Source organism: Pseudomonas sp. PB103 (assembly GCF_009764635.1).
GTDB lineage: Bacteria > Pseudomonadota > Gammaproteobacteria > Pseudomonadales > Pseudomonadaceae > Aquipseudomonas.
Genome location: NZ_RWIL01000014.1, coordinates 1 through 16,268, shown reverse-complemented (window position 1 = coordinate 16,268; position 16,268 = coordinate 1). Strand labels below are relative to the sequence as shown.

General features: G+C 57.4%; 16 protein-coding genes and 1 pseudogene. 6 read left to right on the top strand and 11 right to left on the bottom strand.

Annotated features, from left to right (window positions below; all coding sequences use genetic code 11):
- Positions 1–92 precede the first annotated feature (92 nt).
- The 3 genes from EJA70_RS02790 (at position 93) to EJA70_RS02780 (ending at position 5,427) form a co-directional block, all read left to right on the top strand.
- Entirely contained in the window at positions 93–458 is a 366-nt protein-coding gene (locus EJA70_RS02790; RefSeq protein WP_158829444.1) for a DUF6124 family protein, read from the top strand.
- A 408-nt stretch (positions 459–866) separates the two neighbouring features.
- Positions 867–2,993, top strand: a complete 2,127-nt coding sequence (locus EJA70_RS02785) for a TonB-dependent siderophore receptor (RefSeq protein WP_158829442.1) — start codon at positions 867–869, stop codon at positions 2,991–2,993.
- A 436-nt stretch (positions 2,994–3,429) separates the two neighbouring features.
- Entirely contained in the window at positions 3,430–5,427 is a 1,998-nt protein-coding gene (locus tag EJA70_RS02780; protein ID WP_158829440.1) for a hypothetical protein, read from the top strand.
- A gap of 291 nt (positions 5,428–5,718) precedes the next feature.
- Here the strand turns inward: EJA70_RS02780 and EJA70_RS02775 are convergent.
- From EJA70_RS02775 to EJA70_RS02760, 4 genes and pseudogenes are all read right to left on the bottom strand, one after another.
- Positions 5,719–5,929, bottom strand: a pseudogene (locus tag EJA70_RS02775) (hypothetical protein).
- 370 nt (positions 5,930–6,299) lie between these two features.
- The gene (locus tag EJA70_RS02770) at positions 6,300–7,349 is read right to left on the bottom strand and encodes a tyrosine-type recombinase/integrase (protein WP_158829438.1); all 1,050 of its coding nucleotides are present in this window, start codon (positions 7,347–7,349) and stop codon (positions 6,300–6,302) included.
- A gap of 1 nt (position 7,350) precedes the next feature.
- Positions 7,351–7,593, bottom strand: coding sequence for a DUF4224 domain-containing protein (locus EJA70_RS02765; protein WP_158829436.1), 243 nt, complete (start codon positions 7,591–7,593; stop codon positions 7,351–7,353).
- 720 nt (positions 7,594–8,313) lie between these two features.
- Positions 8,314–8,808: a hypothetical protein gene (locus EJA70_RS02760; protein WP_158829434.1), complete on the bottom strand. Its 495-nt coding sequence runs from the start codon at positions 8,806–8,808 to the stop codon at positions 8,314–8,316.
- Positions 8,809–8,975: 167 nt separating this feature from the next.
- Here EJA70_RS02760 and EJA70_RS31000 point away from each other — a divergent pair, with 167 nt between their 5' ends.
- Positions 8,976–9,287 (top strand): hypothetical protein, encoded by a 312-nt coding sequence (locus tag EJA70_RS31000; RefSeq protein ID WP_256677612.1) that lies wholly within the window; start codon positions 8,976–8,978, stop codon positions 9,285–9,287.
- 113 nt (positions 9,288–9,400) lie between these two features.
- A complete protein-coding gene (locus EJA70_RS02755; protein ID WP_127928174.1) occupies positions 9,401–9,646 on the top strand; it encodes a hypothetical protein in 246 nt (81 codons plus the stop codon).
- Positions 9,647–9,652: 6 nt separating this feature from the next.
- Here EJA70_RS02755 and EJA70_RS02750 read toward each other — a convergent pair whose 3' ends face one another.
- Positions 9,653–10,156: a DUF4406 domain-containing protein gene (locus EJA70_RS02750; protein ID WP_158829432.1), complete on the bottom strand. Its 504-nt coding sequence runs from the start codon at positions 10,154–10,156 to the stop codon at positions 9,653–9,655.
- 276 nt (positions 10,157–10,432) lie between these two features.
- Positions 10,433–12,475, bottom strand: a complete 2,043-nt coding sequence (locus EJA70_RS02745) for a DNA cytosine methyltransferase (RefSeq protein ID WP_158829430.1) — start codon at positions 12,473–12,475, stop codon at positions 10,433–10,435.
- A 77-nt stretch (positions 12,476–12,552) separates the two neighbouring features.
- Between EJA70_RS02745 and EJA70_RS02740 the strand changes: the two genes are divergently transcribed.
- On the top strand, positions 12,553–12,813 hold the full coding sequence (locus tag EJA70_RS02740; protein WP_158829428.1) for a hypothetical protein: 261 nt from the start codon (positions 12,553–12,555) through the stop codon (positions 12,811–12,813).
- A gap of 31 nt (positions 12,814–12,844) precedes the next feature.
- Here the strand turns inward: EJA70_RS02740 and EJA70_RS02735 are convergent, their stop codons facing one another.
- The 5 genes from EJA70_RS02735 to EJA70_RS02720 all read right to left on the bottom strand — a co-directional run bounded on the left by EJA70_RS02735 (position 12,845) and on the right by EJA70_RS02720 (position 16,211).
- Positions 12,845–13,153, bottom strand: a complete 309-nt coding sequence (locus EJA70_RS02735; protein WP_158829426.1) for a hypothetical protein — start codon at positions 13,151–13,153, stop codon at positions 12,845–12,847.
- Between the two features lie 75 nt (positions 13,154–13,228).
- Positions 13,229–14,857: a YqaJ viral recombinase family protein gene (locus EJA70_RS02730; protein WP_158829424.1), complete on the bottom strand. Its 1,629-nt coding sequence runs from the start codon at positions 14,855–14,857 to the stop codon at positions 13,229–13,231.
- A complete protein-coding gene (gene recT / locus EJA70_RS02725) occupies positions 14,854–15,741 on the bottom strand; it encodes a recombinase RecT (protein WP_158829422.1) in 888 nt (295 codons plus the stop codon). Before recT ends, EJA70_RS02730 begins: the two co-directional genes overlap by 4 nt.
- 156 nt (positions 15,742–15,897) lie before the next feature.
- The gene (locus tag EJA70_RS30995; protein ID WP_256677611.1) at positions 15,898–16,020 is read right to left on the bottom strand and encodes a hypothetical protein; all 123 of its coding nucleotides are present in this window, start codon (positions 16,018–16,020) and stop codon (positions 15,898–15,900) included.
- Complete coding sequence (locus EJA70_RS02720) at positions 16,017–16,211, bottom strand: hypothetical protein (protein ID WP_158829420.1); 195 nt, start codon at positions 16,209–16,211, stop codon at positions 16,017–16,019. Before EJA70_RS02720 ends, EJA70_RS30995 begins: the two co-directional genes overlap by 4 nt.
- Positions 16,212–16,268 lie beyond the last annotated feature (57 nt).

The following is a 16,268-nucleotide window of genomic DNA, read 5'->3' as shown; positions in this document are numbered from 1 at the left end:
ATCAAGGGATCGCAGCCTGCGGCAGCTCCTACATGGTGGGGATTCATATTTCTTTTGGAGTGCCTTGATGGGTGCTTGTGGAGTTTCAGTTGATGTCCGAAACCACTAACAGTCCGCCGGTGACAGACCCGGCGTCGCCGTATGAATCATTCGATTCGAAGAAGCTTAATGCGGCGGCAGAGCGGGCGCTTGATCATTATCTTGCGCCTGAGAAGATCATGGCGACGCCGTACAGCCCCAGCACTTTGTTCATGGTCAACCCGCAATCCGACACTGAAACGTTGTTGGTCAATGCCTGTGAGTCTTTGGCCTCGGCGACGGTGATGCTGGGTGATTTTGCCGGGATGCTGGAAGGGCCGAACCGCAATACGCTGTTGGGGATTGCGCAGGTGGTGATGTTGGGGGAGTTGGCGGTGAACAAGGCGTTGGATAACGTCGAGTTGAAGGCGTCGGCCTAGGGTTTTGTGCCTGGCTGATTCGGAATAAGTGGCCAGAGAGCGAGGTCCCCAGCCACGAAAAAAACGCGCAAAAGGGGGACTGGTTTATTGTCTGAAATAAATCTGTCTCCCTTTTTTGGGTGTGATGCAGAGTGCTGCCAATGAACCGAGCAGGAGAGGGTGACTCATCTCATTTATCCTCCAGAAGCTTCAAGGCGCGATCAAAGTCGAACAGTTCCCCTGGGTGGAGATCTGTTCCAACAGGCACTAAATCGAATGTCTGTTACTGGCCAAAAGCGTTCCTGCACAATGGCCACTCAAGCGTTAATGGGAATTTGTGTTAATTGCGAATGGGTTTGTATAGCATGCGCGGGAGTTTTTGGCGGATTTACTCCCTGTATTGGCCTATTCGTAAAGGTTTCTCTCTTCATGCGTCGTACCCTGCTTTCCATTTGTGTGCTGCAAGTGTTGTCGCCTGCCTCATGGGCTGAACAAACGGAGGGATCTCCCTCAACGCTGGAGTTGGACGCAACCGATGTCATCGGCACTGCGAATTACGAAAGGGCGGACGGCCCGGTGCAGGGTTATCGGGCGACTCGCTCAGCCAGTGCCACACGCACCGACACGTCGATCCACGAAACCCCGCAATCGATCAGTGTGGTCTCGAAAGACGCGGTCGAGGATCTGGGCGCCACCCGTTTGCAGGACGCGCTCGATTACGCCGGGGGCGTGGGGCGGGCGAACAATTTTGGTGGTCAGGGCCTGACCACGTTCACCGTGCGTGGCTTCACCACCGGCGAGTTTTATCGCAACGGTTTTCCGATCAACCGCGGCTATCCGAACATGCCGGATGCCAACACCATTGAACGCCTCGAAGTGCTGCGCGGCCCGGCCACCATGCTTTACGGTCGGGGTGATCCTGGCGGCACCTTCAACGTGGTGTCCAAACAGCCGTTGCCCGAGCGCAGCGTCACCTTGGGTAGCCAGCTCAACGATCAGGGCATGAAGCGCGGCACGCTGGACGCTTCCGGTCCGCTCGACGAGGAAGGCCGTCTGGCCTATCGGCTGAACGTAGTGGGCGAGGGCGGCGACACCTTTCGCGATCACGTCGAAACCGAGCGCTACGGCATCGCGCCGGTGCTCACCTGGCAGGCAACCGATGCGACCAAGCTGATTCTCGAAGGCGATTTCATGCGCAACAACGCGCCTCTGGATCGAGGCGTTACCCGCTATGCGAAACAGACAGGTACCGCCTCGCGCGACAGTTTTTTTGGCGAAAAAGACGCAGGCAAACTGCATAACGACAACAACATGGCGCAACTGCGTTTCGAGCACATGCTCAACGACGACTGGACCCTGGGCGGCGGTTTTCAGTGGCTCGACGGATCGCTCAAGGGCGACGCCATCGAGGCCAACGGTATTGCCGCTGACGGCCGCACCCTGGGGCGCAATTTCAACTATCGCAAGCTGGAGTGGACCGACAAGGATACCCAGCTCAATCTGACCGGGCATTTCGATACCGCAGGTTTGCAGCACACCTTGCTTACCGGCATCGAGTATGAGGATTACGACTACAAGTCGATCATTCAACGCTCCAGCGGAGCCGTCGGTGCGTATCCGATCGACATCTTCGACCCGGTGTACGGCCAGCCGCGTCCGGCACTCACCCGCACGCCGACTCACGACAAGGAAAACCTCAAGACGTATGCCGCGTTTGTGCAGGATCAGGTGGCGTTGACCGACAAACTGAAAGTGCTGGCCGGAGCGCGTTTCGAGCGCTTCGAACATGACTACGAAACCTACGTGCCCGGCGCCAAGAGTTGGCAGGCGAGTGACAACGCGGTGACGCCGCGCATCGGCGTCACCTACGACTTGACCGACACATTGGCGGTTTATGCTGACACCGCTCGCTCCTTCAAGCCGAACACCGGCGCCAGCCGCCAGGGCGGTGGGTTCGAGCCGGAGAAAGGCAAGTCCTACGAAATGGGGATCAAGTGGGAAGCGCTGGATCAGCAGTTGAGTGTCGACGCGGCGGTCTATCAGATCGAAAAGCGCAACGTGTTGACCACCGACCCTGTTGATTCAACCTTCAGCGTTGCGGCCGGCGAGGTGCGCAGCCGTGGTTTCGACGTCAACGTTGCCGGCAACCTGACGCCCGAATGGCGCGTGATTGGCGGCTACGCCTATGTCGATGCCGAAGTGACCAAAGACAACGTACTGCGCTCTGGCACGCGCCTGATGAACATCCCGAAAAACAGCTTCAGCCTGCTGAACATGTATGAGTTCCAGGACGGCACCCTCAAGGGGCTGGGCTTGGGCACCGGACTCAAGTACGTCGACGAGCGCGCCGGACAAACCGCCAACACGGCGTTTTCGATGGGCAGCTACACCGTTGTCGACCTGCTCAGCTTCTACAAGGTCAATGACCAGGTGCGGCTCAATCTTGACGTGAAAAACCTCTTTGATCGTGACTATGAAGAGGGCGCATTCGGTAACGTCTACGCCTATCCGGGGGCGCCGCGGACAGTGCAGGTTGGTATTTCTTATACCTTGTAGCTTGGAGTGTTGGTGCACTAACCACGCTGTTTGCACTGTCGAATCTGTGGATGGCGCGCCGGCAATTATTGAACGCTGCCGGAAAGGGGCGCCTGTAAGTCGAGCTGGCCTGAGTCAGGACGCCGGTCAGCCAGTCAGTGATTGTTGAGGAACTTGCTTGGAGTTTTCCTAGCTCTAACGTTTTTTTCAGGAAGGGTTGCGCTCGCCCTTGCACTGGCCATATCCTAATTGGGTCTTGAAAAAGGGCTGCTAGCGTCGCCCTGAGTCGATCTCTAGAGACTGCAATTCGTTCGTTTTTCCAGATACACCTGTCACACCCATGCTCGTTCTCCGATCGGAGTTCTGCGCAACGGGTTAGCTAGCGACTCATGCGTTGAACATGCCACCACGAGTTCCTTCTCGTCGTGGACAACCTACCGATTTTTGGAGAAGCACCATGTATCGACTCGTCCTTTCCGCGTCCGACGTTGAGCGCAAACGTCCTCTCGATATAACCCGTACCGTCCTGCGTTACGTTGCACCGGGTGACGATGTGGGTTCTCATCACGTCAATCAGAAGACACCACTGCTTTTCGGCTACCCTAGCCCGCACGATATGCGTGCTGAATCGGGTAAAACCCGATTGCCTGAACCCGGCACGCTCAGCCGTACGGACATTCACCTTGGGTTGACGAAAAACCTTCGTGAGATTGCCAAGGTTTCCTTTCTGACCGCCTACCGTGCTGTAGATAAGGCCAAGCTGCGGATATTAGATATCGACGGAAGAACCGTTGAAGCTTGTGCTGAGGCATCCCTTGCTGCACCCCAGGGAGATAATCCTGGAATGCGCGTCTTGCTTGATGAGAGTCACCAGGTTGGTGGAGCTCTCAGGCCCAATCCACATGCTGGCAAGTTGATCGCTGCGGGTGCGCCTGGCTATCGTCTGCTCGTCCGCAAGGATGGCTCAGCGTTCGACTGGTCATTCCTCGTGAGAGTGTATGAAGCGATTGTTAAGACCGAGGGTAGGGTTCTGGAAGGTGATCCTGTGATCGAAGGCTGCCTTACGGAAGAGGAGGCTATCGATTGCTATCTGCGAAATGTCTTGATTCAAGAGGCATGGGTGTCGGTCTATGACTTGGTAAGCGACGGCTTGGAGATTCCCTGTCACGAAGTTCTGGCGTTGTACACGAAGGATGGCGTCTACATCGGTCGCGTAATCTGCAATGCCGGTCTCAACGCAGTGATTCCGAAACTCTGTTATACGGACGAGGAATTGATAAATTGTAAGGTTGATTTCTTCGCCGGTCGCCATGAGAAAAATCAAAGTTTGGGCCACATTGTGCAAAGGGAAAATATCTTTAACCCGTGGGTCGAAGTTCACTGCGATGAACGGGTCTTTTTCTCTCGGTTGGGGTTCGCTCCAGGTCAGAGCGTGAAAAGTCATTCATACAAGCATACCGTTGACCCGAGTACACTTGAGCCACTTCCGAGTCTTCGTTGTGGCTCAATGGGCTACAGGTGGGCCATCGATGGAGACCTAGTGCACCTTCGCAAGGGTGACCGCCCAATGTTCGACCAGAGTTACGCCATGATGGAAACCTGGCCATCCGAAAGTGACTTCCCCTTGCTCTTCCCCATTCAGCAAGAGCATGCGAACGATGCGAAAAAACGCTCTTGGTCGGATCGCTTCAAACAAAATTTACTCCTCCCGCCCGAAACGATTGAGTTCCAGGAGCGGCTTTCTCAGAAGCTGCGTCGGGATGTTGCAGACTCTCGCGGAATGCTTCAGGACCCCTTTGAGCGGGAGGCGCTAACCCACCTACTTCTCAAATGTGTCAGCGAGGAACAGATCGAAAACAGTGCCCAGTTCCTTGAAGCATCGCTGTATGAGGTGGAGACGGCAGGGGTTTATCCAGCAGAGGAAAAGTCGCGTCTCGGCGAATTGCGCCGGAGTGATCAGGAACGACGTTCCGTCTTGATCGCCTCGCTGCTAAACCTCCATCCTTTCCTTGAACGGTTCGGGCCCATGACGCACTGGGCGATCCTGCGGGCATCTGTGGGAGATTCTACTAATGTCGTGGAGAACATCCTGAAGGTCGACCTTGTAACTGTCCTGGCCGAGTTGGTGTTGCTTGGCAGTGCCAGCGCTGCAGGAAAACCGCCGTCGTGGTTCAGGCAAGAGCCTGCCCTATTGGCCGTTGGCCGTTGGGCCGAAGGCCGCATTAATCTTGAAGAGGTGCAGGACCTAGCTTCGATCTTCACGACTTACGAGAACAAGGCCAAGCACTTGGAGGCAAAGGTAAAATCGGTTGGGGCTGCGCTTTCCAGAGAGAACGACGTGCGTGAGCGATCCAGAGAGTTGGGAGTTGCCTATGCCGGAGAGCGTGTGACCGTTCGACCCTCGGATCGTGTTGAATCTAATGAGACACAGTCCTTAGGACTCCGCATCAGGTAGCCGAATGCGCGACGCCGAGCCTTGCTCGTTGTACTGATCAGCGGCCTGGAGCAAACAAGTTGTTTGCGATCTGCAGATATGCTGCTCAGCCACTCCCACACGAAAACAGTAAACCCGGCGCGAGGGCCGGGTTTGGAGAATCTATGCCAGTTACGCTGGCAGCGGATATCGCCCCTGGCCCCTATCCCTTTCCGGGGAAACTTCCCGTTACCAGGAAGAGCTGCCCTCCATGAAGGACAGTTATGGGGCGGAAGCGGTCGCTCACGACCGGCTGCTTTTGGCCTATAGCGGTCAGTCGGGCGTCATCAAAACCGTAAGCGTCATCTTGATGAACTCCTCATTTTTTGTCGAATGCCAAGAGGGCGCCGCGGACGTTCTCGGCGACGTCGGCCGATCCGCGCTGCTCGACCCAATTGGATAATTCCATGATGGCGACTTCGAGGGCGAGTTGGTTTTCGTTGATTTTGTAAAGCAGGGATGGAAGCAGATCTGAGTTCGGCATTTTGGTTTCCTCCGTGAACGAACCCAGCGTAGCACCGTGTTATATGAAGAGTGTTTTACGTTTGGCAGGACGCCGGAGAAGGGAGAAAAACCAGAAAGTTTTGTAACGCCTCAACGAGCGCAGCGCAAATCTCAAACCCCAGAAACGACAAAGCCCTGAATAATCAGGGCTTTGTCGGTACAAAATATGGCGGAGGCGATGGGATTCGAACTCATGGACCTGTTACAGTCGACGGTTTTCAAGACCGATATTCAAAGCCAATGAAACCGGGGTTTGTAGCCAATTTCCGTTACGATACTTTTATTTTTCGACACCTCTACAGCCCGCATTCTACAAGGGGCTAGGTTTGAGTTTTGTAACGGTTTTCGGGCTATTTCGAGGGCTTTGCAATGGCGCCGATTCGTCGATAGACGCGCTCGGTGATGTCCCCTTTGGTGTGCCCCAACAGCAGGCTTGCATCACCAATGTCGAGGATTTCCGACGCCGCCTTCGGCCTGATGTCTCTGAACTGGAAGCCCCCGATTTTCTCCGCCAGCTGAACGTCGCCTTTTTCTTCAGCTTCTTTCTTGGCCCTTTCTCTGGCGTCGTCCCACCGATCGCGAAGCATCTTCGCCGTCATCCGCTTGCCGCGTGCACTCACGATCAAATAGCTGCAAATGTGCTGAGCATTGCGCTCGGCCATTTTCCCGATTAACAGGCCCAGGCTGTTCGGTTGATCACCGTCAGTCATCTGGATACGCAGCTTTTTGTGTGTCTTGTTCTGCTGCACTCCCAAGTAATTTCCCTCGACATCGTCTTTCCTCATGACCAGGACATCTGCCGGGCGTTGCCCGGTCAGATAGGCCAAGTCCATCGCGTCTTTCAGCTCTTGAGCTGCCTTCATGTAAACAGCCTCCCAAATCACATCATTCGCGTAATAGTCCCTCGGCGTTTCCTTGTTTTTGCGCACGCCTTGGCAAGGATTTTCTTTGGTTGTCAGCCCCCACTCCCGAGCAATATTGAAAACGTGAGAGAGGGTGGCAATCTCTCGATTCGCCCGAACCTTGGCGGTTCGCGCGTCGCGGTAACCCGCGATAGTTGCTGGGGTAATTGAGTCGATAGGAGCGCTGTCGAACATCGGCCGAAGCTGCTTGATCTCCGCCAAATTGTCCTTCTGCGTCCGCGCCGCTTTCTTCGATACGATATCGCGTATATATCGGTCAAAGATGCCCTTCATGGTGCGCAAATCGAGCGGCTTTTCCTTCGCCTCAAGCTCTGCCCATTTGGCTCTTGCCAGGTCCAAGTCTTTGCCCAACGGGATGGCCTTACCGGTGAGATCCAGATAGTAGTAGGAGATCCAGACCTTTCCGCTCTTGCGTGTCCTGGTCCACTGATACATCCGGGGAGGCAAATTTCGAGTTTCGGCCTTGCGGGGGCGCATATCAGTTCACTCGCGAGAAGTCGGGCGTCCATACCGGTGCGGCAGGCGGTGGGTTTGGGTCGGCAATCGTGGGGCTGATCATGCCCAGCTTCATACGGGCGTACATCCGGCCCACAAGTGGACGCTTGCCTCGGCTTTCGACGAACACCCATTGGCGATCAACCAGCCAGCGCCGCTGGTAGGCCCGGGCCTTGTAGCCGGTAAGTTCGGCAAGCTCCTCGTCAGAGAGGATTTCGGTTTCCATAAGATATTGCTCCGTGCCGCGCGTGGCGGCAGAAGGTGGTTAAAGGTTTCGAAGTTCTTTTCGCTGTTCAGGGGATTGAGCGGGGTACCCGAAGTGAAAACGCCGCCTGCCCGTGTAGCCGCACTCGCTGCATCCGGACGATGGGCCGCAACTGCAGCCACCCTCACATCCGCAACTGCACCCGCTACAGGAGAGGGTCACAACGCCTTCTTCCTCGACATCGCCGTCTTCGGTGATCCAGTACTTGCGCCGACGATCAAGCCTGAACCCTGCTGCCGCTTCGGCCTGTTCATATGTTGCAGGCTCAACTCGGAAACCGTGTTCCGCCCCAGGATCTGAGATCGATCTCATTATTTTTGGAATGCAGAGTTCCTCGCCCGCCGTAGACCGGCAGGCTGTTGAGTTGGGAAGGGATTTACGAGAAGCGCTTACTGTCGAGTTGAGTTATGGTTCTTCGGTTCGCCCGGCCAGCTGCTTCAGAGAAATGCTGAGTGGCCGCAGCTGGCTTGGGTGGTCTCTGCAAGATCTCACCGCATGGCGCTTATCAAACGAAAAAATCCGATGACCTGTTCAATCTAGGCTTCTCTCTCGGTCTAAAATTTAAGCGTTCGCCTCGCTGGCTAATCTTGTACTCCCTCCTTGGTGCGTGGGCTGGCGGGGCGGACTGCTATCGTCAAGGCCCCTTGTGGATGAGGTAGGCCAAGTAGAGCGGGGCGAAGATCATGGCGTCACCTCTGAGGCTTCTGGAATCTCTTCGAACTTGTAAGTCTTGACGACGCGCTCTTCGACGCCAGACACTTTGATGAATTTGGCCTCTTCAACCCATGGGTAGGCGTCTGGTTCGCCGTGCTTGCCGCCGCCGCTCATCTCACAAAAGGCGAGAGCACGACCATCGGGCAGGATGAATGCCTTCACATCGACCCCGTAGTTTCGCTCCCAACTGTAGTGGCACCAAGACGGAACTCCGAGGGCGTCCACTGCGCTGTAACGCACCTCGTTCACCGCGTCATCGTGCGAGCTCTCATCGTAAAGCTGATCCAGATCCTCGCCGGACATGGACGCCAAATCTTCAAGCGTAACGGGGCTATTTGGTTCATCGCGCAGGCTGTCGTACTTGTAGCCGAAAGCATCGATTCCGTGATGCATCACCAGCAGCTTGGCCATCTGGCTTGCAGTGAGCGTGTTCAGTGAGTGGTGAATGTTTGAATCGAGCATAGGGGTTCCTTGCCGCTATAGCGGCTGAAAGTTGTACGGGGAATTTGAGTTTGTACAGTTTTGACGACCAGCTGTCAGGCGCCGTTTAGATTCGGTTGCACTTTGTTCTGATAGAGCTATTTTCGGTTTTTGTTGAACAAAAAAAATAGGCACAGGAGGACAGCCAAATGAGACTTCGAGGCGATGTATTCTGGTCATGGGCAGACCCTTCGCTGCACAGCAGAACGCACGAAGAAACGCTCAGTAGCGGGATCTATATCGACGTGCAGGTCAGGCTGTCGCGAGCGGGAGAGACTCAACTGTTCATAGGCATATATGCCTCGGATGGGATGGCCTTGCATGAAGAGTCCGATAACTCTCGCCCCCGGGAGTCGATGACGAGGGTTTTAGCTTGGGGCGTCGGTCGTGCTCGAGAGCTCGCTGGTGTTGTAGGAGTGAGTGCTTCTAGGTCAACTTCTTCGGGATTGCGGCGAGCCTAAAAAGGGCGGCATAAACCTCGTATCTCATGAAGAGGTATTGGTGCCATACTGGAAGAATAGGAATAGCGGCTCGTAGTTCCGAGCCAGTACCTGTCGGGACCGCGTGTCCAAAAATGCATACCAGTGATGATTTTCGATTCAAAGCCCATCAACACCTACTTGATTTGGATGCAACCACGAACCAGTTGATGATGCTGGTGGTCGCATCGGAGGTTTCAGGACCTCGATGGAGTGAAGCTTTGCTGCGCCAAAAAATGGCTTATGAAGCTTGGTCCGCCATTCTCATCGGCATTCAAATAGATCCAATGCCAATTTTTGATGGTCGACCTCCTGAAGGGGGCAACCCTCCTGTCGGGTAGGTTCGCTCATCCTGCAATCTCCATCGATACCAGCCCATGAGCATTCACTACCGGCATGCCCAGCTCTCGGGCGATGTGCACTTCAAGGCGTGCGCCCCTTGATGCATCCCATCCCGGCAGAACAGCGACCATCCCGCAAAGGCCAAGACGCGTGAGGTCGTACGCCATGTAGTCGCCCCATTCGGCGCCGTCGACGACGCCATGCTCGGCGGGGTTCTCAACGACGTAACCACGGGCACGCAGCTTGGCGGCCATATCGTTGAAGGCGGGGAAGTTGAAGTCCTCGATGCCGGTCATTGGCCCGGCCAGGTACAGGCGTTTGGCGCGGTCGGCGGCGAGCGTTACGCGACCTTTGGCCAGTTGCGTTCCGCGATCCAGCCCCATCGCATAGGCCGAGTCCTGAAACACAATCAGTTCTTCTGAGAATCGGTCGATCTTGTCGACGTAGCGTTGGTGCAAGCGCTCGATCGCGGGCTGATCATCTGGATGGTTGCAGTTTTCTGTGGGCATGGGGCGTCCTATGCCGGGGCATGCCCGGGCGGTGGAGAAAAGGGGTAATGGTTTTGCTGCCACAACTAATTACGTATCTCGCCTTTACCTCCTGATTTTCTGATTATCATGGGCATCACCGAAGACGTTCTGCCTTCTGAGTGAGGTGTTTTGCCGTGATCATTCGACTCGTTGAAGAACTGTTTTTTCAGCTGTTAACTGACCAAATCAGCAGTTGTCTCTCCCGATTAATCGAATGGCTCAACACTTTTCCATGGCAGGTGTGGATCGCGTGACTCAGGCGGCTGCCTGCTGTTCGACGACTCTCCACGGATCGTTGGCCCGTGCCAGTGCAGCCATCGGCGGAGGGCTTACGCTGTTGCCGCACATGTGGACCTGCTGGGTTTTGGTGAGTGGCTTGCCGTCGGCGCCGTGGCTGATGATGTAGTCGGCGGGGAAGCCCTGAGCCTTGTACAGCTCAGCCGGTTGCAGCATCCGCAGGCAGATGTCGACGATCACGTAGGGCGTGCCCTTGATAGTGACGGTGACCAGGCCCAAGCGATCCTTGGTGGTGATCGTGGGTGCTGGTGCGTCGGCGGCGCTCATGTTCTTGGTGCCGTAGTAGCTGATCAGGAATGCCGCTACCCGCAGTGCACCGGCCTCAACCTCTGGGGACAGTTGCAGCTCGACCAGAGAACTCTTGCCGCCACCGCCCGCCGTGATGGTCGGCGCGGGCTCGTCCACGCACTGGCCAACGCTGGCGCCGAACTGGCGTTCCATGAAAGCAGTGACCAGTCCATGGTGAGTGCCGCCGGCGCTGATGGTGTGCAGCGGATCGGCTGCGTTCCGCGCATCGCAGTTGCCGCGCAGGTGCACCAGGTTCGCTGTCACCAGTTGCTGCTGGCTGCCGGTGTTGGTCACCGTGGTCATCGGGTCCTCGATGCTCTTGGCGGCCGTAGTATTGAAGCCGCCATTCATTTGCGCCATGAACACGGTTGAAATGCCCATGGCGTGGGCGGCACCGGCGGGGCGCTGGTAGTTGCCGCCGCTGGTGATGGTCGGCAGCGGCTCGTCGAGCGCCTTGCCTTCATCCGAGAACCGGAACTTCACCAGGTGAGCCGCGGCGAGCGCGCGGTGACCACGCGTCATCAAGGTGCCGAGAGGCTTGTCCGCCGCTACTGGGTTTCCGGCATATATCGGGCCACCGGCGCCGACCAGCACCGGGCTGATCAGCGTCAGCTCGCCGCGATTCGCACAGGTCACCGTCGGCAGCGGGGCGTGGGGGTCGTTGATCCGGTCGCTGCCCTGATGGGTTGCTGGTGCAATGATCGGGCTCGCCATGGCAAACGATCCGCCGCGCGGCCAGGACGTCACGGTGCGCAGCGGGTCATGCGCGGACTGGACGCTTTCGCCCGACCAGTTCGCGATCGGCACAATGAAAGGGTCAGCCGCATTGATGACGAACTTCGTCATGCCCTTGGCGATCCTTCGCAGTGTTGCGGGGGCCAGCGGCTTAGCCCGGTCGAAAATGCTTTTACTCGGGATCGTCCAGTCGATGCACTCGGCGGCGGTGCGCCACTTCTGTTGGCCCTTGGCCGGGTTCTTAGCGTGGGTTGGCTCAGGCCACACGATCGGCTGACCATCGCAGCGGGCAATCATGAACAGTCGCTCGCGGCTGGTCGGAGCGCCGAAGTCGCAGGCCTTGATCACCCGCCATTCAACGGCGTAGCCCAGACGCTCCAGCTCGGCGACGAATACTGTCCATGTTTGCCCGCGGCGTTTCGGATCAGGTACCAGGAACTGCTGGTGGACCGGGACGACTTCGCCCGGCTCGGCAATGGTGCCGCCCAACTTCATCACCCGGCCTGTCGACTTGCAGCGCTTGGCAATGAGCGGCCCCCACTGGAGGATCTGTTTCACGTTCTCCAAGCTGATGACGCGCGGCTTCTTCTTGCCGGCCCACTTCAAACCGATCCACGACAGATTGCGAATCTCGCGCTTGCGCGGCTGTCCGCCGGCGGCTTGGCTGTGGTGCGTGCAGTCTGGCGACATGTGGAACCAGCCCACGGCCTTACCGCCGCATTCGGTGTCGGGGTCACCGTCGAACACGTCGGTGGTGTAGTGCACCGCGCCCGGGTGATTCACGGTGTGCATACTGATTGCCTGCGGGCTGTGATTTTTCGCCACGTTCACCGCGCGGCCCAGCCCCATCTCCAGCCCGGTACCGGCGCCGCCACCACCGCAGAAAAAGTCGACAACGATCTCATCGTCCTGAGTGCTGAAGCCGAGTCCGTATTGAGTTTTGAAATCGAAGGGGTATTTCTTCTGTTGTGCGGACATAGAGGATCCTCGCCGGCTGGCGTGATTCGTAGAAGTGGGGTATTTGTGGGGATCTAATAATTGAACTGGTGGAACGAATGGCCATTACTGCAAGTTATGACACGCTGGTTGAGCAAGCACCTGACACAGCAGGGCGGTATCTTCGCGCAGCAATTCGTCAAATTGACGCGGAGCTTGGGGACGGATACGCAGCAAAGAATCCGCAGCTGATAGCGGCGTTCATAAAGGCTGCCGCCACGGACTTCACCAGCTCATGTTCAATTATTGCTGCTCAGGAAGTCGCAGAAAGCCTGACGTCCGCACTGCAGGATATTGCGCGCAGCCTTGCTGAAGATTGAGGTGTAGCTAAACAAGTAGGAGGTGGGGGCGCTAGCCTTCTACCCCTACCTTTGCGAACTCTTCAAGCTGCCGCGACCATTTTTCCTTAACTACTATTTCCGGTCGCGACATGCTAGCGAAGCGTTCAGAATAAGTCTCTGGCGCGGCCGCCAGATTGATGATGAGCGTCGAAACAGTCTCCTGCCATTCTTCAAAGCCGTGGCGTTCGCCCAGCACCTGAAGCGCATCATCAAGCGCTTTCGAAACAATCAGCGATCGCTTCTCGGCGCCGATCCTGTCGAGCAGCGCCTTCTCCTTGGCTCGCTTGTCCTTCTGTAATTGCGCATTGCTCTTGGCCATGGCCTACCTCTTCAATTCCGCTGGCCGGCAAGTCCAGCCAGGTCTGTCGTTTGCGTTGTTGGGGTCTAGAACGTCTCACGCAGCTACCTTGATCAGCTTCACGCCGGCCATGCTGAACTTGTCGCCTCGATCTTCGACCATCGCGTCGAGCTTTTCCCAGTCCACAGTGAGTACCGAAATAGGCGCGTGACCACCAGCGACGGCGTGGATCAGTGCTTCCAAATCAAAAACCTCGGCTTGCAGGTTCACCGGCGCCGCGGTTGTGGTCGCTGGCTTCGAGGTAGGCTGGAGTGGTGCGGCGGCTCTCACCGGTGCCGGGCTGGCGACTGTCGCAGGCTCGACTGGTGCGTTGGCTTTCGCCTCGTCCGCAATTCGCGTCAGCTCCTGCTGACGGATCTGTTCACGCTGCGCCTCGGCTTTCTGCTCCTCCGCCTTCTGGTGTTCCGAGATCCGCACCTTGATCAGCGCGACCAGGTCGTCGTTCGCCTTCATCACCAGTTGCTGAACGTCGTTGAACAGGAAGAGGTAGTCGGCGGCAAGCTCGTCCAGGCTGGCCACATTACTCCGGATGGTGTCGCCGATCTGGCTGGCGGCAATCTTCGCCCGAGCCAGCTCGGAATCGGCAGAATCGCGGAGGCTGCTGATCGTCTTCTTGCCTTTGATGGCTCCAGCGAAATCTGCAGGCACCGCCGGCATGCGCGCTTTGCCGCCCAGTGAAGCATTGATCTGGTCGATGTGGACCTGCAGTGCCTTGGCTGCATCCATGACGATGTCTTCACGGATGCTGAGCTTGCGAGCCTTCACCAGTTTGTCGAGCATCAGACGCTTGGCGCGGGCCTCTGCGCTGATCTCGTCAATGGTGCGGAACAGTGCGTCGATGCTTTCGGTTTGGCTCAGCGCGTGCTGCTTGGCGGCTTCCAGTCGCTCCTCGACATCGCCACACCACTTGACCGTTTTTTCGGCGTCGGCGAAATCCTGATCGGTTTCCAGCTCAGTGTTGATCGAGCCGAAGACGGCCAACGAATGGGCTTTGAACTGCTCCAGGTTGCTGGCGGTGACCATGCCGGTCACTTCGATGCGCAGCGCTGGCAAGGATTCCGGCGTTTTGCCGACGGCCTCCGGCACCACCTCGGCGGGAGTGAAGTCCAGAAGGTCGGCTTGGAACTGTTTCCAGCCTGCGACGAGTGTGGCGGCGCGGCCTGGCACCGGCGCGTATTCCATCGTCACGAAGTTTTCCTCGGTGCCGTCGGAGCAGACGAAAATTACCTTCTCGGCGCCGCTGACCAGCAACTGCTGTTCGAGCTGCCAGTAGTAGTGCGGATCAAGGTTGCCGGCGCGAACGTCGGCGGCAAGTTGCTCGTTCCACATTTTATGTTCGAACAACACGTCGCCGAGGATTGTGCAGCCATCGAGGGATGCGAGCAGGTCACCTTCGGTGCCAACGACGGGAAACAGGTCCTCGCCAATTCGTCCTTCGAGAATCGGTCGAGCAAGTGCCTCGGCTTCGTGTCCCTTGTCGAACAAGTTTTTCTGCACCCACCACGACACGTCCCGATCGAGCCCGGTCTTTTTCGCGTGCAACAGTTCGGTGCGCTTCATCTGCTTCGAGGCGCCCATCATCACCGGCGCTTCTGAAGCAGTGAAGTAGTTGGCGCGGAGCGCATGCCAGGCTTCGGAGCCCTGAGCGACATTGTGGATTTTCATTCGTGGTCTCCTTCAATTGGCGCGAGCGCTTTGATCTTGGCGATCTGCTCTTCGCTCAGGGTGAATTTGCTGTTTACGGTTGCGATTAGGTGATCAGGGGCGGAGCGGCCGGCGTCGACAGCGATTTGCCATTTCGGCAGGTTTTCGGCGAGCTTCTCGTCGGGGTAGGGAGGAAGTTCAGTTGGTGCCGCGCCGCGCGCTGGTGATACGTCGCGAATGGTTGTTGCGGTTTCTTCCAGCTCATCCGGGCTGTACACGCCGAGGATCACGTCCGGGCAGTAGAGTCGCGACCAACGCTTGGTGGCGAGGTACGCCAGTTGCTGGCGAGGGTCGTCAGCCCAGAGCGTACTGTTTCGAGTGCGAGCCTGGGCAAGCAGCAACTCAAGGACTCGCGGCTCGTCTTCGCCCCGAAAGGTTGCCCAGACCTTCACGCCCAGCCCTTGCTCGTCTTCAAGCTTCCAGCCCGGGACGCGGTACTCGCCTTTGTCACCGTTCTTGATGGTGAACTTGCCGATCACCTTTTCCCAAGCGCCGTACCATTCGTAATGCAGGCGATCCAGCACCGGCGCGCAGGTAGTGATCACCGCGTTCACCAGCTGCGCTTCGTAGCCCAGCACGCCATTCACCAAATGCGTTTTCTGCGCCACGGCGAACGGATTCATTTTCCACTGCATTGCTTGCATGACGACCGCCAGACAATCCGCTGCGTTGCCGTTGAAGTGCTTCGGCAGAGTGGCACGGCCGGTCGCCATGACCTCGGCCAAGCGCATCATCTTGTCCAGGCTGTCACCGTCCAACACCAAAGCGCTGGTACTGGTTGCGGCGTGCGGAAGAACGTGAAGGTTTCGGTCGTGCGCCACCGGCGCCACGCTTTGAGCGGACATGACAATTCCTTGCCGCGCGGTGCGCAGCGATTGAATTCTTTGCTTATTGAGTGATGCGGTCGGCGAGGGCGCTGAGCAACATCAGGAAAGTGAAAACGCCGATGGCGGAGAAAGAGCCTCGCCGGATGAGGATGCGGCGGGCCATCTGGCGGCTGGTCATTGTAGAAACCGATGCTTGACCTGTGGCGGCTCGCAGGTCGTGGCGCTGTCCTTCCACGTACCGTAAGCCGTCATGCTGATGGCCAGTACAAAGGCGAGAGCCCAGTAGAAAGTCTTCATGGGCGAACCCTCACGGCAATGCGGCCGCCTTGCATGGTTGGCGACAGGCGCTGCGGCAGATTGGCGACTAGGTCCTCGCGCTTGCGGCCGATCACCTCGTTGAAGGGAAGGCCAAAGCCGAGCAGGGCGATCTTGTGTTCGATGTCATCGAGCTGCTCGTCGATGATCGATTTAACCGGTGCCGTACTCATGCGTCCTCCTTGCGCCGCTGACAGGTGTCACGCAGGCGTTTGCAGTAGTGGTTGAAC

Bases quoted from the DNA above. Each gene is read 5' to 3' on its own strand.
- EJA70_RS02720 (WP_158829420.1), bottom strand. From the start codon at position 16,211: ATGAGTACGGCACCGGTTAAATCGATCATCGACGAGCAGCTCGATGAC.
- recT (WP_158829422.1), bottom strand. From the start codon at position 15,741: ATGTCCGCTCAAAGCGTGGCGCCGGTGGCGCACGACCGAAACCTTCAC.
- EJA70_RS02730 (WP_158829424.1), bottom strand. From the start codon at position 14,857: ATGAAAATCCACAATGTCGCTCAGGGCTCCGAAGCCTGGCATGCGCTC.
- EJA70_RS02770 (WP_158829438.1), bottom strand. From the start codon at position 7,349: ATGCGCCCCCGCAAGGCCGAAACTCGAAATTTGCCTCCCCGGATGTAT.
- EJA70_RS02740 (WP_158829428.1), top strand. From the start codon at position 12,553: ATGGCCATTACTGCAAGTTATGACACGCTGGTTGAGCAAGCACCTGAC.
- EJA70_RS02790 (WP_158829444.1), top strand. From the start codon at position 93: ATGTCCGAAACCACTAACAGTCCGCCGGTGACAGACCCGGCGTCGCCG.
- EJA70_RS02745 (WP_158829430.1), bottom strand. From the start codon at position 12,475: ATGTCCGCACAACAGAAGAAATACCCCTTCGATTTCAAAACTCAATAC.
- EJA70_RS02780 (WP_158829440.1), top strand. From the start codon at position 3,430: ATGTATCGACTCGTCCTTTCCGCGTCCGACGTTGAGCGCAAACGTCCT.
- EJA70_RS02785 (WP_158829442.1), top strand. From the start codon at position 867: ATGCGTCGTACCCTGCTTTCCATTTGTGTGCTGCAAGTGTTGTCGCCT.
- EJA70_RS02750 (WP_158829432.1), bottom strand. From the start codon at position 10,156: ATGCCCACAGAAAACTGCAACCATCCAGATGATCAGCCCGCGATCGAG.
- EJA70_RS02760 (WP_158829434.1), bottom strand. From the start codon at position 8,808: ATGCTCGATTCAAACATTCACCACTCACTGAACACGCTCACTGCAAGC.
- EJA70_RS31000 (WP_256677612.1), top strand. From the start codon at position 8,976: ATGAGACTTCGAGGCGATGTATTCTGGTCATGGGCAGACCCTTCGCTG.
- EJA70_RS30995 (WP_256677611.1), bottom strand. From the start codon at position 16,020: ATGAAGACTTTCTACTGGGCTCTCGCCTTTGTACTGGCCATCAGCATG.
- EJA70_RS02735 (WP_158829426.1), bottom strand. From the start codon at position 13,153: ATGGCCAAGAGCAATGCGCAATTACAGAAGGACAAGCGAGCCAAGGAG.
- EJA70_RS02765 (WP_158829436.1), bottom strand. From the start codon at position 7,593: ATGGAAACCGAAATCCTCTCTGACGAGGAGCTTGCCGAACTTACCGGC.
- EJA70_RS02755 (WP_127928174.1), top strand. From the start codon at position 9,401: ATGCATACCAGTGATGATTTTCGATTCAAAGCCCATCAACACCTACTT.